Source organism: Streptococcus mitis (assembly GCF_946190115.1).
GTDB lineage: Bacteria > Bacillota > Bacilli > Lactobacillales > Streptococcaceae > Streptococcus > Streptococcus mitis_CO.
Map to the genome: position 1 here is coordinate 1 of NZ_CAMHZG010000003.1, position 23129 is coordinate 23129.

Here is a 23129-nt window from a genome sequence, read left to right on the forward strand (position 1 = left end):
TGATTATCAAGCATCATCTCACCTCATCTCTAGTATAACAAAAAAGCCATCAATTTGATGACTTTTTCAGTAGACTCGGGTAATCCTTTCGGCTGTTTTTGATGGGGGAAACTAAAGTGTAATGCTATTGCTTTTAGAGATTTTCATAAATAAGAGTAATGAACTCACTGTTAGAATAGTCAGGATAGTTGACAAGGCTGCCGCAACACCGTAATTTCCTCTAAGAACCTCTGTATAAATAGCTACAGTCATTGTTCTTGTTTTGACATTGTAGAGGAGGATAGAGGTAGAGAGCTCTGAAATCATTGTGACCCAAGATAGGATAGCTCCAGAAATAATACCAGATAGCATCATTGGAGTTGTAATCTTGGCAAAGGTATTGAGACGGCTACTTCCTAAACTTTCAGCGGCTTCTTCAATACTTGGTGCTATTTGTTGCAAGCTAGCAACAGATGAGCGAATAGTATACGGTAATCTTCTGACAGATAGAGACATAATTAAGATGAAAGCAGTCCCTGTAATCATAAGAAATCCACTTCCAAATAGACCGGTATTGAAAGAAGAAATGAAGGCAATCCCTAGAACGGTTCCTGGTACAATATAAGGTACCATACTGAGGCTGTCAATTAAGTTTGTAAACACATTCCGTTTTCTAACGGCTAGGTAGGAGATAAATGTTGCGAATAGGACAACTAGAACTAAGGCAATCAAAGGGATACGAATAGTATTGAAAATAGCAGATCCCATACGATTGAAAGCTACCTTGTAACTGTTTAGAGAATAGCCTTTGACAAATACCATACCTGATGTTTTTAGGAAAGAAGTATAAATCAAGTAGACTTGAGGTAGAACAGAGAACAAGATAATTCCGTAGACTGTCGCATAAATGGCAGCCATTTTTCCTTTTGTAGTTTTTTTAGGCTCAATTGGATGGAGCGAATTCATACTGAAACTGTAGCGATTTGAAATGTATTTTTGGATAAGAAAAATTGCTAAGGCAATGATAATCGCCATAATTGCTAAAGCAGATGCAAAAGCAGAATTTCCTCCAACCTCGCTAATGAATTGGGTATAAATCAAGACCGGGAAAGTCCGATATCCTTCACCAATCAACATAGGCGTTCCAAAGTCTGAGAATGCTCTCATAAATACAAGTAGGGCAGCTGCTAGTAAGGTTGGAACTAGGAGAGGCAAAACAACCGTTACGATACGCTTAAATCCGAAGGAACCCATGCTTTCAGCAGCTTCAAGTAGAGAATTGTCAATACTTTTCATTGTCCCAGCAACGTATAGAAATACCAGTGGGAATAGTTGCAGTGTAAAGACAAGTACAATTCCTTTGAATCCATAAATATCAATAGCTGGAAGATGAAGAGTATTTGTTATGAATTTTGTGATGACCCCATTTCGTCCCAGCAAGAGAATCCAGGAGTAGGCTCCCACGAAAGGAGCTGACATGGAAGCAATGATAATCAATATTTGTAGAAATTTCTTTCCCTTGAAGTCATACATGGAAAAGAGATAAGCTAATAGGGTTCCTACAACTAAGGAAGTGACAGTAGCGGTAATGGAAACCTTGAAACTGTTGACAAGTGTCTCAGAGTAGTAGGCTTTACTAAAGAAAGTGACAAAATTAGCTAGTGAAAATTGTCCCTCATGTATGAGTGCTTGCTTGAGCACGGTAACGATAGGATAAACCAGAAAGACAAGATAGGTAAGAAAGATGAAGAAAGAGGAGGCTGTCCAAATATTTAGTTTTTTACGTTCCATGGTTGACTCCTTTTATCAGGTTTTGTGAACCATCTGCAGAAAAGACGTTTAATTTTTGAGTATTGATTCGTAGACGAATACGATCGCCTTTTTGTAGATCTTCTTCAAAAGTTGATTCTTCGCTAACCTGAATTTTTGAGGCAAATCCTGTTTCGATGAAATACTCCGTATTTAGTCCAAGATAGACGCTATCGCTAATAGTTCCTTCAATATCTCCAGATTCATCTTTGATAAATTCTTCAGGACGAATGCTTACATGAATGGCTTGCTCCTCAGCCTGATCAAGAGCTGGCATTCGAAGAGCATAGCCATCTGAAAAGACGATATAAGCGCCGTCGCTCCGTTTTTCAAGAGTGGCAGGGATAATATTTGTGCGTCCGATAAAGGTAGCCACAAACTCATTAGCTGGTTTATGATAGAGTTCTTTTGGCCGACCGATTTGTTGAATCACCCCATCTTTCATAACAGCAATTTGGTCTGAAATAGCCATGGCTTCTTCTTGGTCGTGGGTCACATAAACGGTTGTAATTCCCACTTCGTGTTGGATTTCTCGAATGGCTTGACGCATATCCAAGCGAAGTTTGGCATCTAGATTACTAAGTGGCTCGTCCATGAGGAGAACACTTGGATTAACAGCTAAGGCACGTGCCAAGGCGACACGTTGTTGTTGTCCACCACTGAGTTTATCGGGCTTTCGATCCGCATATTGAGCAATTTGCATGAGTTCAAGATACTTGTTGGTTTGTTGAATCAATTCTTCTTTTGGAACCTTCTTTTGCTTAAGACCAAAAGCAACATTGTCTCGGACAGTCAAATGCGGGAAAATAGCGTAGTTTTGGAAAACCATCCCGATATTGCGTTTGCTGGGTTCCATATTATTTATTTTTGTATCATCGAAGTAAAATTCTCCACCTTCGATACTGTTGAAACCTGCAATCATACGAAGAAGAGTCGTTTTTCCACATCCTGAAGGTCCAAGAAGGGTAAAGAGACTTCCTTTTGGAATTGTAATGTTCAAATTCTCAATAACAGGGATATCGTGGTAGATTTTTTTGGCGTTAATAATTTTGATCTCACTCATAGTGAACCTCTTTTACTGTTTAGATTGGATATCTGTAAAGACTTCGTTGTATTTCTTAACGATATCTGATTTATTCTTGATGACATAATCATAATCTTCAGTGAGTGTTTTGATTTTGTCAATTGGTTTCATATTTTCGCTCGTTTTAGCATTTTTACGAACAGGACGGTTAGTAGTGGTTGTACCAAGTGTATCTTGTACTTCTTGAGAGATAATAAAATCGATAAATTTCTTGGCATTTTCCATATTTTTAGCTTTTTTAACGATAGCAGCACTAGCAGGTAGGAAGACTGTTCCTTCTTTTGGATAGACTACCTTAATGTTAGCTCCGTCATTTAAGAGTTTAACTGCTGGATCTTCATAAGAGAGACCAACAGCCATTTCTCCGTCAGCGACTGCTTTATAGACACCAGATGAGCTTGAACCGATTTTACCATCAATAAGTGTGAAGAGATCTTTTACATAAGACCAAGCTTTATCGTCTTTGTAACCACCTTGAGCTTGTAGCATATTTGTTAATTGAGCAAAGGCGCTAGAAGAGTTTGCTGGGTCAGCAGTTGCGATTTTTCCTTTTAGTTCAGGTTTGAGAAGGTCGCTATATCCTTCGATGTTCATGCCTTTCGTTAAATCAGGATTGACGATTAAAACACTACCATCTAGTGTATAAGGAGTAGAGTAGCCAGTTGTGTTTTGATATTCTTTGATAACATTATCATTTTCTTTTGAAGTATAGTTTTCAAAGAGTTCTCCGTGGGTAGCATATTGTGTATAAGAACCACCAAAGATAACATCGGCTACAGGAGCTTCTTTTTCTGACTCTAGTTTTTTGAAAAGTTCTCCAGTACCAGCTTGAATCAGTTCTACTTTAATACCGTATTTTTCTTCAAAGGCGGGAATAGTTGCTCCAATTAAGCCCTCTGAGTTTGGTGAATAAACGACTAGCGAACCGCCGTCTCCTTTATCAGATGAACTGTCATCGGCAGATTCACTAGAAGAACAAGCGGCAAGACCAAAAAGAGCTAGTCCGCAAGCAGCATAATACATCCATTTCTTTTTCATGATGGATACCTCCGTTATGTTATTTAAGTTTATTTTAAAATAATGTAAGCGTTTTTAAAACCGATAATTCTATTCTATTAGAGTAAAATTCTCTACAAAAACGGAAGCAATCTTTTTGATTTTATAGTAGGGTGCGACAGTTAATCATTGGGAAATCAAATTTTATTTTTTAGATAGAATATCTGTGAAAATATCATTGTACTTTTTAAGAATAGCGGATTTGTTTTTAATGACATAATCGGAATCTTCGGTGGCAATCTTGATTTCTGTCATAGCCTTCATATTTTTATTGGTTTTAGCATTTTTACGAATGGGTCTGATTGTTGTTTCAGTTCCTAGCTTATCTTGGATTTCTTGAGAAAGGAGGAAATCGATAAATTTCTTAGCGTTTTCCATGTGTTTGGCATTTTTGACGATAGCTGCGTTACCAGGTAAAAAGACGGTTCCTTCTTTTGGATAAATGACTTTTACATCAACCCCATCATTTAAGAGTTTTAAAGCAGGATCTTCATAGGTGAGTCCAACAGCCATTTCCCCATCGGCGACAGCTTTGTAAACATTTGAAGAACTAGATGCAATCTTTCCATCTACTAGGGTAAATAGATTTTTTACATAGGTCCAAGCTTGTTCATTTTCGTATCCACCTTGGTCTACAAGCATGTTTGTTAATTGAGCAAAGGCACTAGAAGCATTACTTGGATCAGCAGTAGCAATTTTTCCTTTTAATTTAGGATTGAGTAGATCATTGTAGCCTTCAATTTTAATATCTTTTGTAAGGGATGAATTGGCAATGATGACACTGACATCCAGTGTGTAAGGTGTGTAGAATCCTGTTTTATTTTGATATTCAGGGATTATCTGGTCGTTTTCTTGGGAAATATAAGGTTCAAAAAGATTTTCGTTAGAAGAGAAGAGGGCGTAGGAGCCTCCAAAAATGACATCAGCTACAGGGGATTCTTTTTCGGCCTCAGCTTTTTTGAACAATTCACCCGTGCTGGCTTGTACTAAATCAACCTTAATACCATATTTTTCTTCGAAGGCAGGTATTGTCTCTTCGATAAGGTCTTCAGGGTTAGGCGAGTAGACAACCAAAGTGTTATCTGAATCTTTTTCAGAGCTAGTTTCCGCTTCTATAGGAGAAGAACATCCTGATAAAGAAAGGAATATCCAGCTAAAAGAGAGAAAGAATAGTATTTTTTTCATAAGTATCTCCTTTTTTACGAACATTTTCTCTACCTAGATTATTAATGTTTTTAAATTGTAGAGTCCTACAGAATATAATAAAAACCTTAAAGAAATCTAAAACGAAAAATAGGAAATGAGTTCCTAGAGCAAGGATGGGTGAATTGTAGCTGAGATTTTGATGGTAATACTCTTCAAAACACGTCGCTTTATCTGCAATCTCAAAGCTATGATTTGAGTAGTTAGCACTTTGATTTTCATTGGGTAAAAGCACAAAATAAAAAGATTGCCTGAGCTGAGCAATCCTTTTACATCAATGGTTTTTATCCATGAGTTTTAATTCTTTTGGAGAAATATGGAGATACTTTTTAAAAACTTTTGCAAAATATTTATAGTCTGAAAATCCAATTTGTTCAGAGATATCGCTTAGGGGGGAATTGGGGGATTCAGCCATTTTATCTATAGCTTGCTTGAGGCGGTAGCGTAAGATATATTCATTTAGCGTCATTGGGAAGTCTTCTTTGATAACCTTATATAGATAACTTTCGCTATACCCTAGATTCTCTGCAATGCTAGAAATGGTAAAGTGCATACAGTAGTGTTGATGAACAAATTCAAGAATTTGCTGAATGATTTGGTTTTGTGTATCAATTTGTTGGATAGAGGTAAGTAAAGTTTGATATTCTTCTAAAAAAGGAGTTTCTTGACGAGTGCTAACTCGTAATCGCAAAACAATTTTTTGAAGACATTCTGTCAACTCCTTGGTATCAATTGGTTTGGATAAGAAATCAACTGCCCCATATTGCATGGCTTTTTTGGCATTTTGAAAATCGTTATAACCTGATAAGATAACTTTTTCATAGGAGAGAGTACGAGTGGCTTCGAACATCATAAAAGCATCCATAATTGGCATTGTGATGTCTGTTAAGACAATATGAGGTTCTTTTTCTTGGATGAGTTTCATTCCCTCTTGACCGTGACTGGCAGTTCCTACTACTTGGATACCTAAGGCAGAGTAGTCTACGGCAATCTCTAGCCATTTTCGAATGAGGTGTTCGTCTTCTACGATAATGAGCTTAAACATGAGTTAGTCCTTTCGTTATAAATTTGACCCAAGTTTCTCCTTGGCGATTGACTCCTAAATCTAGCTGGACATCAGAAAAGAAATTGCTCAATCGTTTATAGCTGTTAACGATGCCATGCTGGGTATGAGGGCTTTCTAAAGAGTCTAAAATAGCGAGTCGCTCTTGTTTTGTGAGTCCTCCAGCATTATCCTTGACTAAAAAAGTTAGAGAATCTGATTCCAAGGTAATTTGGATATCAATATGAAGATCAATACGGTATTGCATTCCATATTTTATAGCATTTTCTACTAGAGGAAGCAAGAAAAGTTTAGGAATAGGCTGATTATCGACAGTTTCTGGACAGACAATATCATAAGAAAAGTGCTCAAAACGAATCTTATGAATAATCAGGTAATCCTCTATAATCTTTAAATCCTGACAAATGGTTGTTTCTTTTTCTAAATCGGTGATACTGTAGCGAAGAATGCGCGTGAGGTTTTGAATCAGGTCTTGTGTGAGAGCGGCATCCATTAAAGAAGTAATTTTAATTGTCTCAAGTGTATTGTAGAGAAAATGAGGATTGAACTGAGCTTCCAGCATTTTTCTTTCAAAAATCCACTTTTCTTTTTCGATGGTTAGCATTTTTTGATGAAGTTGATCTAATTCATACAACATATTATTAATTTTTTCTGCCATAAATTCAAACTCATCACCTGTTTGTAGAGAAAGCCTTTTTTCTGCTTGTTTGGGAATTTCTTGAAGTTGGTAAACCAAACTTTCAATAGGAACAGCATTGTGTGTCGCAATTTTATGAGCAATTCGCCTTGCTTGCCAAAAGTAGAGGAAGAATATACATAAGGTGAGAATGGAGGCTAGACCAAGTAAGCTAGGAATGGGAAAGAAGGATTGAAAAGTATAGATTGAAAAAATAGCACTGACTTTTTCTTTTTGAACAATAAGCGGTTCGTTCGCATACCAGTGGGTGCGAGAGTGTAGGAGTTTTTCATCAAATTTTTCAAGAGTGGAACGAGTGAACTGATTTGTATTGTTAGAAAACATATTTCCAAAGCTATCGGTAATGATGTATTTGGAATTGATCATTGGGAAACTTGAGATGAAATCATTCTCATTTACGAAAGCAATAGTATAGGCCTTAACTCGTTGGTTTTGAAGTAGTGGTTTGATAAAGAGTGTGTAGTGTTGCTTGTCTGAAGAGAGTGCAATTTTTTCTGTCACTTTTTCTTGAGAAGGATTTTGAATGAGCAATTTTAGATAGTAGGGAGATAAAATACTTTCTTGATGATTGCGATTGGTACTAAATAGTAATTCACCTGTATCACTTAGGATAATGAGGTCAGAACTAAGCTTCAGTCTAGCTTTTGTCTCGTAAAATAAGCTAAAGACTTCTCGCTCTGTGTGTTTGCCATCCAAAAATCCTGGAATCATTTTATGGTTCATAGTAGTCAGGAGCTCATTATTGGCTTCTTTCATCTCTTGAACCTGTTTGACAATCTGTCTCGTATCTTTGGAGAGTTGCTGCTTTTGTAAAAAATAGGAAAAACCAAAAAGTAAAATGAGTAGTAAAAGAGAGGTCATAAAAGCTGCGATAGAGCTTCTATGGAGAATTTCTTTTTGGAGAGATTTTTTAAAGGAATGAGACATCCGCTACCTCCTTGGAAGGGTTTTCTGTTATAAGTATAGCAGTTTAAAAATTCTAGAGCAAGGTAAAATAGAAAAGTATAGAATAGAACGAGACCAAATTCCCTCAAAAATGGTATAATAGTAACATCACAAAATTGGAGAGAGACCATGAGTTTTTACAATCATAAAGAAATTGAGCCTAAGTGGCAGGGCTACTGGGCAGAACATCATACATTTAAGACAGGAACAGATGCTTCAAAACCGAAGTTTTATGCTCTTGATATGTTCCCTTATCCGTCTGGAGCGGGTCTGCACGTAGGACACCCAGAAGGTTATACTGCAACCGATATCCTCAGCCGTTACAAACGTGCGCAAGGATACAACGTACTTCACCCAATGGGGTGGGATGCTTTTGGTTTGCCTGCAGAGCAATACGCTATGGATACAGGTAATGATCCAGCAGAATTTACAGCGGAAAATATTGCCAACTTCAAACGCCAAATTAATGCGCTTGGATTTTCTTATGACTGGGATCGTGAAGTCAACACAACAGATCCAAACTACTACAAGTGGACGCAATGGATTTTCACCAAGCTTTATGAAAAAGGTTTGGCCTATGAAGCGGAAGTACCAGTAAACTGGGTTGAGGAATTGGGAACAGCTATCGCAAACGAAGAAGTTCTTCCTGATGGAACTTCTGAGCGTGGTGGCTATCCTGTTGTCCGCAAACCGATGCGTCAATGGATGCTTAAAATCACGGCCTATGCAGAGCGCTTGCTTAATGACTTGGATGAGTTGGATTGGCCAGAGTCTATCAAGGACATGCAACGCAACTGGATTGGTAAATCAACTGGTGCCAATGTAACCTTCAAAGTTAAGGGAACAGACAAGGAATTCACAGTCTTTACGACTCGTCCTGACACCCTTTTCGGTGCGACTTTCACAGTCTTGGCTCCTGAGCATGACTTGGTTGATGCTATCACAAGCCCAGAGCAAGCAGAAGCCGTAGCAGACTACAAACACCAAGCTAGTCTCAAGTCTGACTTGGCTCGTACAGATCTTGCTAAAGAAAAAACAGGAGTTTGGATTGGTGCTTATGCCATCAACCCTGTAAACGGCAAGGAAATTCCAATCTGGATTGCAGACTATGTTCTTGCTAGTTATGGAACAGGAGCGGTAATGGCTGTACCTGCCCATGACCAACGTGACTGGGAATTTGCCAAACAATTTGACCTTCCAATCGTAGAAGTACTTGAAGGTGGAAATGTAGCAGAAGCTGCCTACACAGAAGATGGGCTTCATGTCAATTCAGACTTCCTAGATGGATTGAACAAAGAAGATGCTATTGCTAAGATTGTGGCTTGGTTGGAAGAAAACGGCTGTGGTCAAGAGAAGGTTACCTACCGTCTCCGCGACTGGCTCTTTAGCCGTCAACGTTACTGGGGTGAGCCAATTCCAATCATTCATTGGGAAGATGGAACTTCAACAGCTGTTCCTGAAAATGAATTGCCACTTGTCTTGCCTGTAACTAAGGATATCCGCCCTTCAGGTACTGGTGAAAGTCCACTAGCTAACTTGACAGACTGGCTTGAAGTGACTCGTGAAGATGGTGTCAAGGGTCGTCGTGAAACAAATACCATGCCACAGTGGGCAGGTTCAAGCTGGTATTACCTCCGTTATATTGATCCACATAATACTGAGAAATTGGCTGATGAGGACCTCCTAAAACAATGGTTGCCAGTAGATATCTACGTTGGTGGTGCAGAGCATGCTGTTCTTCACTTGCTCTACGCTCGTTTCTGGCACAAATTCCTCTATGACCTCGGTGTTGTACCTACTAAAGAGCCATTCCAAAAACTCTTTAATCAAGGAATGATTTTGGGAACTAGCTACCGTGACCACCGTGGGGCTCTTGTGGCGACTGACAAGGTTGAAAAACGTGACGGTTCCTTCTTCCATGTGGAAACAGGAGAAGAGTTGGAGCAAGCACCAGCCAAGATGTCTAAATCTCTTAAGAACGTTGTCAACCCAGATGACGTAGTGGAACAATACGGTGCCGATACCCTTCGCGTCTATGAAATGTTCATGGGCCCACTTGATGCTTCAATTGCTTGGTCAGAAGAAGGTCTGGAAGGAAGCCGTAAGTTCCTTGACCGTGTTTACCGTTTGATTACAAGTAAAGAAATCGTTGCGGAAAATAATGGTGATCTTGACAAGGTTTATAACGAAACCGTTAAATCTGTCACTGAGCAAATCGAATCCATGAAATTCAACACAGCTATTGCCCAACTTATGGTCTTTGTCAACGCCGCTAACAAGGAAGACAAGCTCTATGTGGACTACGCTAAAGGCTTTATCCAATTGATCGCCCCATTTGCGCCTCACTTGGCAGAAGAACTCTGGCAAACAGTGGCAGCAACAGGTGAATCAATTTCTTATGTCGCTTGGCCAACATGGGACGAAAGCAAATTGGTTGAAGACGAAATCGAAATCGTCGTCCAAATCAAAGGTAAAGTCCGTGCCAAATTGATGGTAGCCAAAGATCTATCACGCGAAGAATTGCAAGAGATTGCTCTCGCTGATGAAAAAGTCAAAGCAGAAATTGACGGTAAGGAAATCGTGAAAGTGATTGCAGTACCTAACAAACTCGTTAATATCGTCGTTAAATAACGAGTTTATTAGCTCTATCTGCCACCTTCAATAGTCCACTGGACTATTGAAGCCAACTAAATTGGTTAATATTGTTGTGAAATAAGATAGGAATCCTTCAGAGTAGAATCTGGAGGATTTTTTATTTGACAGGAAGTTTCTATTTTGTTAATATGATTAACAAAGAAAAGAGAGATTATGGATAAAAAAGAATTTATTGCATTTAATAATCGTTTCAATAGATTTATTTTAGCGTTTGACCAGTTAAAAAAAAATCAACATAAAAGTGGTGTTGACAAATCCATTACGTTGAATGAGGTACATTTGATTGTTGTGATTGGAAAAAATCAGCCCTTGAATCTAGTAAAATTATCTGAATTATTAGAAGTTTCGAGAAGTGCAATAACTCAAAGTGTTAGAAGATTGCTTCAAAAAAATTTAGTTGTTTTTGATTTTGATCCGAATAATGGGAAAAATAAATATTTGAGATTATCTGAAAAAGGCATCGAAATTTTTAAAATCCATAAGGAGCAACAAGCATATATTGAAAAATCAATCTTTTCAGTTTTAAACAACTATAGCGAGGTGGAACTTAAAACAGTTGTGAAATTGATGGATGATATTGAAAAGGTGTGGGGAGAATTACCGTGGTAAAAGTCACGGTAAATTTCAAATATAATTGTTAAGCAAATTAACAAAAAGGAGAAGATATGACTGTAAACATAGAACTGATTTCACAAACAGATTTAGCGGATGAATCTTTTTATATTGCTATTAATGGTTTAGAACCAAGGGCAATGTATTGTGTAGAAATGTACCTGTCTGATTATTACTGTATAAATGCTCCCTTGCTTTTAGATCATGATGTTATATGGAAATCAACCGCAATTTTTTTATCTGATCAGGACGGTATGATTGATACCTCTCAGACAGCATCTATTTCGGGATCTTATAAAGGGATTTCAGAAATGGGATTATTCTTTAATGCGAAACCGTTGAAGAATAGGAAAAGGAGATTACCGAGTTCTCTTGATAGAATTCCATTACGAGATTGTTTTGGTGTTGAAATTAAAATCAGGCTAGGGAAAGATGTGGTCGCGGAGCAAAGTTTTGTAAGGCGTTATATGAATCTAGGAGTAAGATATCAAGATATCTATGACAAGCATTTTCAAGGTCGATTATTTTATGATGAAAAGTTAAGAAGGGCGCCAGCCGTGATTATTGTTAGTGGTAGTGAGGGAAGAATTGAAAAAGCTCAGAATATTGCCCAACTTTTATCTTCAAGAGGCTATATTTGTCTTGCGATAGCTTATTTTGGTTTAGAGGGATTACCCCAAAATTTAGAACGAATTCCAATAGAATGTCTGGAGGAGGCGAAAGATTTTCTATATCATCATCCTCAAGTTGATAATACAAAAATAGGAATATATGGTCGCTCTAAAGGAGCAGAACTTGTTCTGGCTGGACAAAGTATTTTGAAAGATGTGCAATGTTTGGTACTCAATTCCCCCTCAAATGTAATATTTGAGGGAATAAAGGGAAAACTCAACTCTCATTCATCTTCTTGGACATATTTACAAAAAGAACTTCCGTATCAAAAATTTCAGTTAGGAAATTATCTGTTAAACAAGTTTTTTGGAAAACATATTCCTGAAGATAGTAGGGCTCAGATTGATGTGAGTAAAATTTCCTCTCCTTTATTATTACTAGGAAGCGATGTTGATGAAATATGGAATGCATCATCCGCGATAGATGATATCATTTCACATTATAAAGGGGAATCCATTTTGTTTAAAAAATACCATGAAACAGGGCATATGTTGACGATTGCTTATCAACCGAATCATCGTTATAGAAAAGATTGGCGCTTATTAATGAAAGAAAGTGTAGACTCTTGGTTTGCTACGATAAATTTTTTTGATACACATCTGAAGAATTTGTAGATAGTGCTGAACCGTACTATAATAGTCCCAACTAAGATAAAAACACAGTTCTGGTTGGTAGTCCAGTCTACAAAAGCAAACACTAAAACAAGAGAAATTTGAATACAAACAGTAAAAAATAGAGAGAAGCATAAGGGGAATTAACTCACTCGTTCCCATATTTGATTATTCCTCTATAAAGTGGATGGATGATTTTTATAAGAGGAGTTTGCATTATTGAATAGAAAACCAAGTGTTTCCTAAAATTTTCATTGAGATATGTTATACTATATTCAATAAGTGAAACAAGGAGAAAGCTATGCCAGTAAATGAATATGGTCAGATGATTGGGGAGTCAATGGAAGGTTATACACCAGGTGAATTGCCTTCTATTGATTTCTTAGAAGGGCGTTATGCTCGAATAGAAGCTCTTTCAGTGGAAAAGCATGCGGAGGATTTATTAGCTGTTTATGGTTCAGATACTCCTCGGGAGATGTGGACCTACCTCTTTCAGGAACCAGTGGCAGATATGGAGGAACTGGTTAGCCTTTTAAATCAGATGTTGGCTCGTAAGGACCGCTTTTACTATGCGATTGTAGACAAGGCAACTGGTAAGGCTTTGGGAACTTTTTCCCTCATGCGAATTGATCAGAATAACCGAGTAATAGAAGTGGGAGCTGTCACTTTTTCTCCAGAGCTAAGAGGCACACGGATAGGAACAGAAGCTCAGTATCTACTGGCTCGCTATGTCTTTGAAGACCTAAACTATCGTCGTTATGAGTGGAAATGCGATGCTCTTAACCTGCCATCAAGACGAGCAGCGGAACGTTTGGGCTTTATTTATGAAGGAACCTTCCGTCAGGCAGTGATTTATAAGGGGCGTACGAGGGATACGGATTGGTTGTCTATGATTGATAAGGACTGGCCAAAAATCAAAGCTCGTTTGGAAATATGGTTGCGTCCTGAAAACTTTGATAAAAATGGACAACAGTACAAGAGCTTGAGAGAGCTTTAAGAGGTGTTGAGATGATTACTATTAAAAAGCAAGAAATTGTCAAGCTAGAGGATGTTTTGCATCTCTATCAGGCTGTCGGTTGGACAAATTATACCCATCAACCTCAGATGCTGGAGCAGGCCTTGTCTCATTCATTAGTAATTTATCTGGCGCTTGATGGCGATGCTGTGGTGGGCTTGATTCGTTTGGTTGGAGATGGATTTTCATCAGTTTTTGTACAAGATTTGATTGTTTTGCCTAGCTATCAGCGCCAAGGGATTGGTAGCTCCTTGATGAAAGAGGCTTTAAAAGATTACAAAGATGCCTATCAAGTCCAGCTGGTGACAGAAGAGACAGAAAGAACCTTGGAATTCTATCGTTTTATGGGCTTTGAAACCTTATCTACCTATGATTGTACAGGAATGACTTGGATAAACAGAGAAAAATAATAAAACTTGTTTATTCTTAAGCAAAGTTTAAGGATGGTCTAGTATTATATAGTTATTAAATAAAGACCTCCTAACTTTATTTAATGAAATCCTAAAACTTTTTTCATCATAATCTCCTAATGAAGTCACCTAATCAGGTGGCTTTTTTCGTGGGTAGGTGATGCTGATAGAAATTTTTTTAAAAATGGTAGAATTTGAGAAAAGTTAAGCTAGTTTTAAGCTTCGTCTTGTATCATATAGTTATTAAATAAAGACCTCCTAACTTTATTTAATAAAATCCTAAACTTTTCTTTTTCATAATAATCTCCCTTAACTCCACCCAATCAGGTGGAGTTTTTTGGCTCTATTTCAGGCTTTTGAGGAGTTTTCTAAACATCATTTTCCGATAACTTTCGCTTAACCTTGAACGTTTTGTCGTACAGTGGTTAAAGAGGATGTAAAGTTTTGACAAATTTTGTGAACTGTGGGATAATGGAGAGGAATTAAGGATTAGTTCTATATCATGGACTAGAAAAGACCCCAAGCTCACGTCCAAATAAGCTTGGGGTCTTTTTTGACACTATTTGTTCTTGTTTAGCCATTTATCGACTAAGCGAAGAACAACACCGACCACAATTGGTCCGATGATAGTTTTAAGGATTAGTTCCATCATGGGCTATCTCACCTCCTTTCGTAGGCGGTGTAGTAGTGCCGTAGAATATTATACCACATAAGTGCTAAACTCGGGAGTCATCCAATCAGGTGGAGTTTTTTGGCTCTATTTCAGGCTTTTGGGGACTATTTTAAACATCATTTTCCGATAACTTTTACTTAATCTTATAAACTTTATTGGACAGATTCTAAAGTTGGAGAAGCTGAATTGATGAAGATATAAACCTTTGACAAATTTTGTGAACTATGGGATAATAAAAGGGAATTAAGTATTGTGTCTATATCATAGGCTAGAAAAGACCCCAAGCTAACTTCCACATTAAGCTTGGGGTCTTTTTGACACTATTTGTCCTTGTTTAGCCATTTATCGACTATCCGAAGAACGACACCGACCACAATTGGTCCGATGATAGTTTTAAGTATTGTATCCATCATGGGCTATCTCACCTCCTTTCGCAGGCGGTGTAGAAGTGCCGTATGATATTATACCACATATGTGCTAAACTCAGGAGTCACCCAATCGGGTGGCTTTTTTGTTTGTGGCTTGGATTTTTGATATAATAGAGCCATGAGTAGAATTTTAGATAATGAGATAATAGGGGATGAGGAGTTAGTAGAACGCACGCTCCGTCCTCAGTATTTACGTGAATATATTGGGCAGGACAAGGTCAAGGACCAGCTACAAATCTTTATTGAAGCTGCCAAAATGCGGGATGAAGCGCTGGATCATGTCCTCTTATTTGGGCCTCCAGGTTTGGGGAAAACGACCATGGCCTTTGTTATTGCCAATGAACTGGGTGTCAATCTCAAGCAGACGTCTGGGCCTGTCATTGAAAAAGCCGGTGATTTGGTAGCGATTTTGAATGACTTAGAGCCTGGGGATGTCCTTTTTATTGATGAGATTCATCGCTTGCCCATGTCGGTGGAAGAGGTGCTTTATAGTGCCATGGAGGACTTTTACATTGATATCATGATTGGTGCTGGTGAAGGCAGTCGCAGTGTTCATTTGGAGTTGCCACCTTTTACCTTGATTGGTGCGACGACTCGGGCTGGTATGCTCTCAAATCCGCTACGGGCACGTTTTGGGATTACAGGTCATATGGAGTATTATGCTCATGCTGACTTGACGGAAATTGTTGAGCGGACGGCAGATATTTTTGAGATGGAAATCACTCATGAGGCAGCGTCTGAGTTGGCCTTGCGTAGTCGAGGTACTCCTCGTATTGCCAATCGCCTCCTCAAGCGCGTGCGCGATTTTGCCCAGATAATGGGGAATGGGGTGATCGATGATCTTATTACGGATAAGGCTTTGACCATGCTGGATGTTGACCATGAAGGTCTGGACTATGTGGACCAGAAAATCCTTCGGACCATGATTGAGGTGTACGGTGGTGGCCCTGTCGGATTAGGAACTCTTTCTGTTAACATAGCAGAAGAGCGTGAGACAGTTGAAGACATGTATGAGCCCTACTTGATTCAAAAAGGCTTTATCATGCGGACGCGGTCTGGACGGGTGGCGACTGCTAAGGCATATGAGCATTTGGGATATGAGTACAATGAAAAATAAGCAAGAAATTCTAGAGGCTTTTAGAAAAAATCCAGATATGATGGCTATTCTGACTATCATCCGAAACTTGGAGTTGACAGATTCCTGGTTGGCGGCAGGTTCTGTCAGAAATTTCATCTGGAATCTCTTGTCAGACAAATCTCCTTTTGACTGTGAAACAGATGTAGATGTAATTTTCTTTGATCCAGATATTTCTTACGAGGAAACCTTGTCCCTAGAGAAAAAACTGCGAGAGGACTTTCCTCAGTACCAGTGGGAGTTGAAAAATCAGGTCTATATGCACCAGCACAGTCCTCACACTTCTCCCTATACCAGTTCTCGTGATGCTATGAGTAAGTATCCAGAACGGTGTACGGCAGTTGGACTGCGCTTGAATGAAGAATTGGATTTTGAGCTCTATGCACCTTATGGTTTGGAGGATATTTTGAATTTTCAAGTTCGTCCAACTCCTCATTTCTTAGAAAATGAAGACCGAATGGAACTTTATCGAACACGTCTATCCAAGAAAAATTGGCAGGAGAAATGGAAAAATTTGATTTTTAAAAATACTTAAGGAAACTTTAAGCTAGGAAGTGTATACTAAGTTCATAAGTTAAGAAGACCTTAACTTAAACTCCTAAAACTTTTTCATAATAATCTCCCTATAAAAATTGAGTCGCCCAATCAGGCGGCTTATTTTTTTGAAAAATGGGCTTTGTGCCTGAGAATAAATAGCTTAGTGATAGAAGAAAATAGGGAAATATGGTATAATGAAACGATAGATTTTTGAATAGGAATAAGATCATGTTTGGATTTTTTAAGAAAGATAAGGCTGTGGAAGTAGAGGTTCCGACACAGGTTCCTGCTCATATCGGCATCATCATGGATGGCAATGGCCGTTGGGCTAAAAAACGTATGCAACCGCGAGTTTTTGGACATAAGGCGGGCATGGAAGCATTGCAAACTGTGACCAAGGCAGCCAACAAACTAGGCGTCAAGGTTATTACAGTTTATGCTTTTTCTACGGAAAACTGGACCCGTCCAGATCAGGAAGTCAAGTTTATCATGAACTTGCCAGTAGAGTTTTATGATAATTATGTCCCGGAATTGCATGCGAATAATGTTAAGATTCAAATGATTGGGGAAACAGACCGCCTGCCTAAGCAAACCTTTGAAGCTCTTACTAAAGCTGAGAAATTGACTAAGAACAACACAGGTTTGATTCTTAATTTTGCCCTCAACTATGGTGGACGTGCTGAGATTACACAGGCTCTTAAGTTGATTTCCCAGGATGTGTTAGATGCCAAAATCAACCCAGGTGACATCACAGAGGAATTAATTGGCAACTATCTCTTTACTCAGCATTTGCCTAAGGATGTACGAGATCCAGACTTGATTATCCGTACTAGTGGAGAATTGCGTTTGAGCAATTTTCTTCCATGGCAGGGAGCCTATAGTGAGCTCTATTTTACGGACACCTTGTGGCCTGATTTTGACGAGGTAGCCTTGCAGGAAGCCATTCTTGCATACAATCGTCGTCATCGCCGATTTGGAGGAGTTTAGGAGGAAATATGACACAGGATTTACAGAAAAGAACCTTGTTTGCAGGGATTGCCCTGGCTATTTTCCTACCAATTTTAATGATTGGGGGACTCTTGCTTCAGATAGCAATTGGAATCATAGCCATGCTAGCCATGCATGAACTTTTGAAGATGAGAGGTCTAGAGACCATGACGATGGAGGGCCTCTTGACCCTCTTTGCAACCTTTGCCTTGACCATTCCCTTGGAGAATTATCTGACTTTTTTGCCAGTTGATGGGAATGTGGTTGCTTATAGTGTTCTGATTTCAATCATGTTAGGAACGACTGTTTTTAGCAAGTCGTATACGATTGAGGATGCGGTTTTCCCTCTTGCTATGAGTTTCTATGTGGGCTTTGGTTTTAATGCTCTATTAGATGCTAGAATTGCAGGTTTAGATAAGGCACTATTAGCCTTATGTATTGTTTGGGCAACAGACAGTGGTGCCTATCTTGTTGGGATGAACTATGGTAAACGAAAATTAGCTCCGACAGTTTCTCCAAATAAAACCTTTGAGGGTGCCTTGGGTGGTATTTTAGGTGCTATTTTAGTAACCATCATCTTTATGATGTTTGACAGTACAGTTGCTCTTCCGTATGGAATTTACAAGATGTCGGTCTTTGCTATTTTCTTTAGCATTGCTGGACAATTTGGTGACTTACTAGAAAGTTCGATTAAGCGTCACTTTGGTGTTAAGGATTCTGGGAAATTTATCCCTGGACATGGTGGTGTTTTGGATCGTTTCGATAGTATGTTGCTTGTATTTCCAATCATGCACTTGTTTGGACTCTTTTAATCAAAAGACGGAGGAAATACTATGCTCGGAATTTTAACCTTTATTCTGGTTTTTGGGATTATTGTAGTGGTGCACGAGTTCGGACACTTCTACTTTGCCAAGAAATCAGGGATTCTAGTGCGTGAATTTGCCATCGGTATGGGACCCAAAATCTTTGCTCACATTGGCAAGGATGGGACGGCCTATACCATTCGAATCTTGCCTCTGGGTGGCTATGTCCGTATGGCTGGTTGGGGTGATGATACAACTGAAATCAAGACAGGAACTCCTGTTAGTTTGACGCTTACTGATGATGGTAAGGTTAAACGTATCAATCTCTCTGGTAAAAAATTAGATCAAACAGCCCTCCCTATGCAGGTGACCCAGTTTGATTTTGAAGACAAGCTCTTTATCAAAGGATTGGTTCTGGAAGAAGAAAAAACATTTGCAGTAGATCACGATGCAACGGTTGTGGAAGCAGATGGTACTGAGGTTCGGATTGCTCCCTTGGATGTTCAATATCAAAATGCAACTATCTGGGGGAAACTCATTACTAATTTTGCAGGTCCTATGAACAACTTTATCTTAGGTGTCGTTGTTTTTTGGATTTTAATCTTTATGCAGGGTGGTGTCAGAGATGTTGATACCAACCAGTTTCATGTCATGCCCCAAGGGGCCTTGGCTAAGGTGGGAGTACCAGAAACGGCACAAATTACCAAGATTGGCTCACATGAGGTTAGCAACTGGGAAAGCTTGATTCAGGCTGTGGAAACAGAAACCAAAGATAAGACGGCACCGACTTTGGATGTGACTATTTCTGAAAAGGGGAGTGACAAACAAGTTACTGTTACACCCGAAGAAAGTCAAGGCCATTACCTTCTAGGTGTTCAACCGGGAATTAAGTCGGACTTTCTATCCATGTTTGTAGGTGGATTTACAACTGCAGCCGACTCGGCTCTACGAATTTTATCAGCTCTGAAAAATTTGATTTTCCAACCAGATTTGAACAAACTGGGTGGACCTGTTGCCATCTTTAAGGCAAGTAGTGATGCTGCTAAAAATGGAATTGAGAATGTCTTGTACTTCTTGGCAATAATTTCCATCAATATTGGGATTTTTAATCTTATTCCGATTCCAGCCCTGGATGGTGGTAAGATTGTGCTCAATATCCTAGAAGCCATTCGCCGCAAACCATTGAAACAAGAAATTGAAACCTATGTCACCTTGGCCGGAGTGGTCATCATGGTTGTCTTGATGATTGCTGTGACCTGGAATGACATCATGCGACTCTTTTTTAGATAATCGAGGAATATTATGAAACAAAGTAAAATGCCTATCCCAACGCTTCGCGAAATGCCAAGCGATGCTCAAGTTATCAGCCATGCTCTTATGTTGCGAGCTGGTTATGTTCGTCAAGTCTCAGCAGGTGTTTATTCTTATCTACCACTTGCTAATCGTGTGATTGAAAAAGCTAAAAATATCATGCGCCAAGAATTCGACAAGATTGGAGCCGTTGAGATGTTGGCTCCAGCCCTTCTTAGTGCAGAATTGTGGCGCGAATCAGGTCGTTACGAAACTTATGGTGAAGACCTTTACAAGCTAAAAAACCGTGAAAAATCAGACTTCATTCTAGGTCCAACTCACGAAGAAACCTTTACAGCTATTGTCCGTGATTCTGTTAAGTCTTACAAGCAATTGCCACTTAACCTTTACCAAATCCAACCTAAGTATCGTGATGAAAAACGTCCACGTAATGGCCTTCTTCGTACACGTGAGTTCATCATGAAGGATGCTTACAGTTTCCATGCTAACTATGATAGTTTGGACAGTGTTTATGATGAGTACAAGGCTGCTTATGAGCGAATTTTCACTCGTAGTGGCTTAGATTTCAAGGCTATCATCGGTGACGGTGGAGCCATGGGTGGTAAGGACAGCCAAGAATTTATGGCCATTACACCTGCTCGTACAGACCTTGACCGCTGGGTTGTCTTGGACAAGTCCGTTGCCTCATTTGATGAAATTCCTGCAGAAGTGCAAGAAGAAATCAAGGCAGAATTGCTTAAATGGATGGTTTCTGGTGAAGATACCATTGCCTACTCAAGTGAGTCTAGCTATGCTGCTAACTTAGAAATGGCAACAAACGAGTACAAACCAAGCAACCGTGTTGTCGCTGAAGAAGAAGTGACCCGTGTTGCAACGCCAGATGTTAAATCAATCGATGAAGTTGCAGCCTTCCTCAATGTTCCAGAAGAACAAACGATTAAAACCCTCTTCTACATGGCAGATGGTGAGCTTGTTGCAGCCCTTCTAGTTGGAAATGACCAACTCAATGAAGTTAAGTTGAAAAACCACTTGGGAGCAGATTTCTTTGACGTTGCAAGTGAAGAAGAAGTGGCAAATGTTGTTCAAGCAGGATTTGGTTCACTTGGCCCAGTTGGTTTGCCAGAGAATGTTAAAATCATTGCAGACCGAAAGGTGCAAGATGTTCGCAATGCAGTTGTCGGTGCTAACGAAGATGGCTACCACTTGACTGGTGTGAACCCAGGTCGTGATTTTACTGCAGAATATGTGGATATACGTGAAGTTCGTGAGGGTGAAATTTCCCCAGACGGACAAGGTGTCCTTAACTTTGCGCGTGGTATCGAAATTGGTCACATCTTCAAACTCGGCACTCGCTATTCAGCAAGCATGGGAGCAGATGTTTTGGATGAAAATGGCCGTGCTGTGCCAATTATCATGGGATGTTACGGTATCGGTGTCAGCCGTCTCCTTTCAGCAGTGATGGAGCAACACGCTCGCCTCTTTGTTAACAAAACGCCAAAAGGTGAATACCGTTACGCTTGGGGAATCAACTTCCCTAAAGAATTGGCACCATTTGATGTGCACTTGATCACTGTCAATGTCAAGGACGAAGAAGCGCAAGCCTTGACAGAAAAGCTTGAAGCAAGCTTGATGGGAGCTGGTTATGAAGTCTTAACGGACGATCGTAACGAACGTGTCGGAGTCAAATTTAGCGATAGCGACTTGATTGGGTTGCCAATCCGCATCACCGTTGGTAAAAAAGCGGCCGATGGCATCGTAGAAGTCAAGATTAAAGCGACTGGTGACACTATCGAAGTTCATGCAGATAACTTGCTCGAAACGCTTGAAATCCTCAGCAAGAAATAAAAACTATAATCAGAAGAAAAACAAGGAAAAAATGTAACTAGTTTTTACCTTGTTTTTTCTGTATAATGGGAAAAATGAGTAGATAAAGAGGTAAATGTATGCTAAGATTTCCAAAGGATTTTGTCTGGGGATCCTCTACTTCTGGGCCGCAGACAGAAGGACGTATAGCTGGTGACGGTAAGGGAGATAATCTCTGGGATTATTGGTACCAAGTGGAGCCAAATCGCTACTATAATGGAATTGGTCCAGATAAGACATCGACCTTTTATGAAAATTGGGAAAAGGATATTGAGCTACTGTTAGAAACTGGTCATACGGCCTTTCGGACTTCTATTCAGTGGTCACGGATTTTTCCACAAGGGCGTGGGGAAGTCAATCCTCAAGGTGCAGACTTTTACCGTAAGGTTTTTGAGGCTATTAAGGCCAAAGGGATTCGTCTTTTAGTGAATCTTTATCATTTTGATTTACCTTTTGCCCTTCAAGAGGATGGTGATGGTTGGGAAAATAAGGCAACTGTCTCAGCCTATGAAGACTATGCTCGTTTTTGTTTTGAGACTTATGGAGATTTAGTGGATCAATGGATTACTTTTAACGAGCCCATCGTTCCTGTAGAATTTGGCTATTTTTACGATGCCCATTATCCACATAAGGTGGATGCAGAGGCAGCTGTTAAAGTAGCTTATCATACACAATTGGCCAGTAGTCGGGCGGTTAAGGCTTGTCATGAACTCTTGCCTGATTCCAAGATTGGGATTGTCTTAAACTTGACACCGGCTTATCCACGCAGTCAGCATCCTGCTGATGTTAAGGCGGCTCGTATTGCGGACCTTTTTCAGGCCCAATCTTTCTTAGATCCGTCCGTTTTGGGGACTTATCCACAGGAGTTAGTAGAAATCTTGCATGAATACGGTCTCTTGCCTGATGCTACAGAGGAGGAGTTGGAGCTCATTCGTGACAATACGGTGGACTTCCTTGGTGTCAACTACTATCAACCTTTGCGTGTTATGGCTCCTCGATTTGCTAAGCATCCAGAGAGTCCACTCTTACCAGAACATTTTTACGAGCCTTATGTGATGCCTGGACGTAAAATCAATCCTCACCGTGGCTGGGAGATTTATGAGCAAGGGATTTATGACATCGCCCAAAATATCAAGAAAAATTATGGCAATATCGAGTGGATGTTGACAGAGAATGGTATGGGTGTTGAAGGGGAAGAAAAATTCCGTCAAGATGGAATGATTCAAGATGATTACCGTATTGACTTTGTAAAAGGTCATCTTCGTGAACTGCACCGTGCCATTGAAGATGGAGCCAACTGTAAGGGATACTTAATCTGGACCTTTATTGACTGTTGGTCATGGCTCAACAGCTATAAAAATCGCTATGGTTTGGTTGAATTGGACTTGGAAACCCAAGAACGTCGTCTGAAAAAATCAGGGCACTGGTTCAAGGAACTAAGCGACAATAATGGATTTTAAAAAAGACTCTGACTGATGATTTTAATTGGTCAGAGTTTTTTTGATTACAGGAGTTTAATTTGAACTATACCAATTTTTGCTCTTGACAAGTGAAAGAAACAAGTATATACTGTTTTTGCTG

At 39.5% G+C, this 23129-nt stretch carries 20 protein-coding genes; 12 read left to right on the top strand and 8 right to left on the bottom strand.

All coding sequences use genetic code 11. The features are described 5' to 3' along the window. Positions 1-111: 111 nt before the first annotated feature. The 6 genes from N8L90_RS02000 to N8L90_RS02025 form a co-directional block, all read right to left on the bottom strand. Entirely contained in the window at positions 112-1770 is a 1659-nt protein-coding gene (locus N8L90_RS02000) for an ABC transporter permease (protein ID WP_045612359.1), read from the bottom strand. Next, positions 1760-2851, bottom strand: coding sequence for an ABC transporter ATP-binding protein (locus N8L90_RS02005; RefSeq protein ID WP_173225171.1), 1092 nt, complete (start codon positions 2849-2851; stop codon positions 1760-1762). The genes N8L90_RS02000 and N8L90_RS02005 overlap by 11 nt, the downstream gene beginning before the upstream one ends. A 12-nt stretch (positions 2852-2863) precedes the next feature. Further along, positions 2864-3910 (bottom strand): ABC transporter substrate-binding protein, encoded by a 1047-nt coding sequence (locus tag N8L90_RS02010; RefSeq protein WP_000731167.1) that lies wholly within the window; start codon positions 3908-3910, stop codon positions 2864-2866. Positions 3911-4072: 162 nt separating this feature from the next. Continuing rightward, a complete protein-coding gene (locus N8L90_RS02015) occupies positions 4073-5113 on the bottom strand; it encodes an ABC transporter substrate-binding protein (RefSeq protein ID WP_049515497.1) in 1041 nt (346 codons plus the stop codon). Between the two features lie 292 nt (positions 5114-5405). Then, on the bottom strand, positions 5406-6176 hold the full coding sequence (locus tag N8L90_RS02020; protein ID WP_000475407.1) for a response regulator transcription factor: 771 nt from the start codon (positions 6174-6176) through the stop codon (positions 5406-5408). Then, positions 6169-7818, bottom strand: a complete 1650-nt coding sequence (locus tag N8L90_RS02025) for a sensor histidine kinase (RefSeq protein ID WP_000019710.1) — start codon at positions 7816-7818, stop codon at positions 6169-6171. Before N8L90_RS02025 ends, N8L90_RS02020 begins: the two co-directional genes overlap by 8 nt. 147 nt (positions 7819-7965) lie before the next feature. Here N8L90_RS02025 and leuS point away from each other — a divergent pair, with 147 nt between their 5' ends. The 5 genes from leuS (at position 7966) to N8L90_RS02050 (ending at position 13811) form a co-directional block, all read left to right on the top strand. Continuing rightward, complete coding sequence (gene leuS, locus N8L90_RS02030) at positions 7966-10467, top strand: leucine--tRNA ligase (RefSeq protein ID WP_060805950.1); 2502 nt, start codon at positions 7966-7968, stop codon at positions 10465-10467. Between the two features lie 177 nt (positions 10468-10644). Next, positions 10645-11100, top strand: a complete 456-nt coding sequence (locus N8L90_RS02035) for a MarR family winged helix-turn-helix transcriptional regulator (RefSeq protein WP_060805951.1) — start codon at positions 10645-10647, stop codon at positions 11098-11100. A 56-nt stretch (positions 11101-11156) separates the two neighbouring features. Then, complete coding sequence (locus tag N8L90_RS02040; RefSeq protein WP_060805952.1) at positions 11157-12389, top strand: acyl-CoA thioesterase/BAAT N-terminal domain-containing protein; 1233 nt, start codon at positions 11157-11159, stop codon at positions 12387-12389. Between the two features lie 298 nt (positions 12390-12687). Next, positions 12688-13383 carry a GNAT family N-acetyltransferase gene (locus tag N8L90_RS02045; protein WP_001144923.1) on the top strand — a complete coding sequence of 232 codons (696 nt, stop codon included), beginning with the start codon at positions 12688-12690 and terminating at the stop codon, positions 13381-13383. A gap of 11 nt (positions 13384-13394) precedes the next feature. Continuing rightward, a complete protein-coding gene (locus N8L90_RS02050; RefSeq protein WP_060805953.1) occupies positions 13395-13811 on the top strand; it encodes a GNAT family N-acetyltransferase in 417 nt (138 codons plus the stop codon). A gap of 559 nt (positions 13812-14370) precedes the next feature. Here the strand turns inward: N8L90_RS02050 and N8L90_RS02055 are convergent. Further along, entirely contained in the window at positions 14371-14463 is a 93-nt protein-coding gene (locus tag N8L90_RS02055; protein WP_125451129.1) for a type I toxin-antitoxin system Fst family toxin, read from the bottom strand. A 341-nt stretch (positions 14464-14804) separates the two neighbouring features. Then, positions 14805-14897, bottom strand: coding sequence for a type I toxin-antitoxin system Fst family toxin (locus N8L90_RS02060; RefSeq protein WP_000969508.1), 93 nt, complete (start codon positions 14895-14897; stop codon positions 14805-14807). Positions 14898-15030: 133 nt separating this feature from the next. Here N8L90_RS02060 and ruvB point away from each other — a divergent pair, with 133 nt between their 5' ends. The 7 genes from ruvB (at position 15031) to bglA (ending at position 23008) form a co-directional block, all read left to right on the top strand. Beyond that, the gene (ruvB, locus tag N8L90_RS02065; RefSeq protein WP_023945425.1) at positions 15031-16029 is read left to right on the top strand and encodes a Holliday junction branch migration DNA helicase RuvB; all 999 of its coding nucleotides are present in this window, start codon (positions 15031-15033) and stop codon (positions 16027-16029) included. Then, a complete protein-coding gene (locus N8L90_RS02070) occupies positions 16010-16582 on the top strand; it encodes a nucleotidyltransferase family protein (RefSeq protein ID WP_261023941.1) in 573 nt (190 codons plus the stop codon). Before ruvB ends, N8L90_RS02070 begins: the two co-directional genes overlap by 20 nt. A gap of 230 nt (positions 16583-16812) precedes the next feature. Beyond that, on the top strand, positions 16813-17571 hold the full coding sequence (locus N8L90_RS02075; RefSeq protein ID WP_023945423.1) for an isoprenyl transferase: 759 nt from the start codon (positions 16813-16815) through the stop codon (positions 17569-17571). 8 nt (positions 17572-17579) lie between these two features. Further along, the gene (locus N8L90_RS02080) at positions 17580-18383 is read left to right on the top strand and encodes a phosphatidate cytidylyltransferase (RefSeq protein ID WP_000189853.1); all 804 of its coding nucleotides are present in this window, start codon (positions 17580-17582) and stop codon (positions 18381-18383) included. 21 nt (positions 18384-18404) lie between these two features. Beyond that, complete coding sequence (gene rseP / locus N8L90_RS02085; protein ID WP_261023942.1) at positions 18405-19664, top strand: RIP metalloprotease RseP; 1260 nt, start codon at positions 18405-18407, stop codon at positions 19662-19664. A 12-nt stretch (positions 19665-19676) separates the two neighbouring features. Further along, the gene (locus tag N8L90_RS02090) at positions 19677-21530 is read left to right on the top strand and encodes a proline--tRNA ligase (RefSeq protein WP_033682387.1); all 1854 of its coding nucleotides are present in this window, start codon (positions 19677-19679) and stop codon (positions 21528-21530) included. A 98-nt stretch (positions 21531-21628) separates the two neighbouring features. Next, positions 21629-23008: a 6-phospho-beta-glucosidase gene (gene bglA, locus N8L90_RS02095; RefSeq protein ID WP_261023943.1), complete on the top strand. Its 1380-nt coding sequence runs from the start codon at positions 21629-21631 to the stop codon at positions 23006-23008. Positions 23009-23129 lie beyond the last annotated feature (121 nt).

Bases quoted from the DNA above. Each gene is read 5' to 3' on its own strand.
- N8L90_RS02020 (WP_000475407.1), bottom strand. From the start codon at position 6,176: ATGTTTAAGCTCATTATCGTAGAAGACGAACACCTCATTCGAAAATGG.
- N8L90_RS02010 (WP_000731167.1), bottom strand. From the start codon at position 3,910: ATGAAAAAGAAATGGATGTATTATGCTGCTTGCGGACTAGCTCTTTTT.
- N8L90_RS02015 (WP_049515497.1), bottom strand. From the start codon at position 5,113: ATGAAAAAAATACTATTCTTTCTCTCTTTTAGCTGGATATTCCTTTCT.
- ruvB (WP_023945425.1), top strand. From the start codon at position 15,031: ATGAGTAGAATTTTAGATAATGAGATAATAGGGGATGAGGAGTTAGTA.
- N8L90_RS02080 (WP_000189853.1), top strand. From the start codon at position 17,580: ATGACACAGGATTTACAGAAAAGAACCTTGTTTGCAGGGATTGCCCTG.
- N8L90_RS02090 (WP_033682387.1), top strand. From the start codon at position 19,677: ATGAAACAAAGTAAAATGCCTATCCCAACGCTTCGCGAAATGCCAAGC.
- N8L90_RS02045 (WP_001144923.1), top strand. From the start codon at position 12,688: ATGCCAGTAAATGAATATGGTCAGATGATTGGGGAGTCAATGGAAGGT.
- N8L90_RS02055 (WP_125451129.1), bottom strand. From the start codon at position 14,463: ATGATGGAACTAATCCTTAAAACTATCATCGGACCAATTGTGGTCGGT.
- N8L90_RS02040 (WP_060805952.1), top strand. From the start codon at position 11,157: ATGACTGTAAACATAGAACTGATTTCACAAACAGATTTAGCGGATGAA.
- N8L90_RS02005 (WP_173225171.1), bottom strand. From the start codon at position 2,851: ATGAGTGAGATCAAAATTATTAACGCCAAAAAAATCTACCACGATATC.
- N8L90_RS02070 (WP_261023941.1), top strand. From the start codon at position 16,010: ATGAGTACAATGAAAAATAAGCAAGAAATTCTAGAGGCTTTTAGAAAA.
- N8L90_RS02035 (WP_060805951.1), top strand. From the start codon at position 10,645: ATGGATAAAAAAGAATTTATTGCATTTAATAATCGTTTCAATAGATTT.
- N8L90_RS02050 (WP_060805953.1), top strand. From the start codon at position 13,395: ATGATTACTATTAAAAAGCAAGAAATTGTCAAGCTAGAGGATGTTTTG.
- bglA (WP_261023943.1), top strand. From the start codon at position 21,629: ATGCTAAGATTTCCAAAGGATTTTGTCTGGGGATCCTCTACTTCTGGG.
- N8L90_RS02075 (WP_023945423.1), top strand. From the start codon at position 16,813: ATGTTTGGATTTTTTAAGAAAGATAAGGCTGTGGAAGTAGAGGTTCCG.
- N8L90_RS02060 (WP_000969508.1), bottom strand. From the start codon at position 14,897: ATGATGGATACAATACTTAAAACTATCATCGGACCAATTGTGGTCGGT.
- leuS (WP_060805950.1), top strand. From the start codon at position 7,966: ATGAGTTTTTACAATCATAAAGAAATTGAGCCTAAGTGGCAGGGCTAC.
- N8L90_RS02000 (WP_045612359.1), bottom strand. From the start codon at position 1,770: ATGGAACGTAAAAAACTAAATATTTGGACAGCCTCCTCTTTCTTCATC.
- N8L90_RS02025 (WP_000019710.1), bottom strand. From the start codon at position 7,818: ATGTCTCATTCCTTTAAAAAATCTCTCCAAAAAGAAATTCTCCATAGA.
- rseP (WP_261023942.1), top strand. From the start codon at position 18,405: ATGCTCGGAATTTTAACCTTTATTCTGGTTTTTGGGATTATTGTAGTG.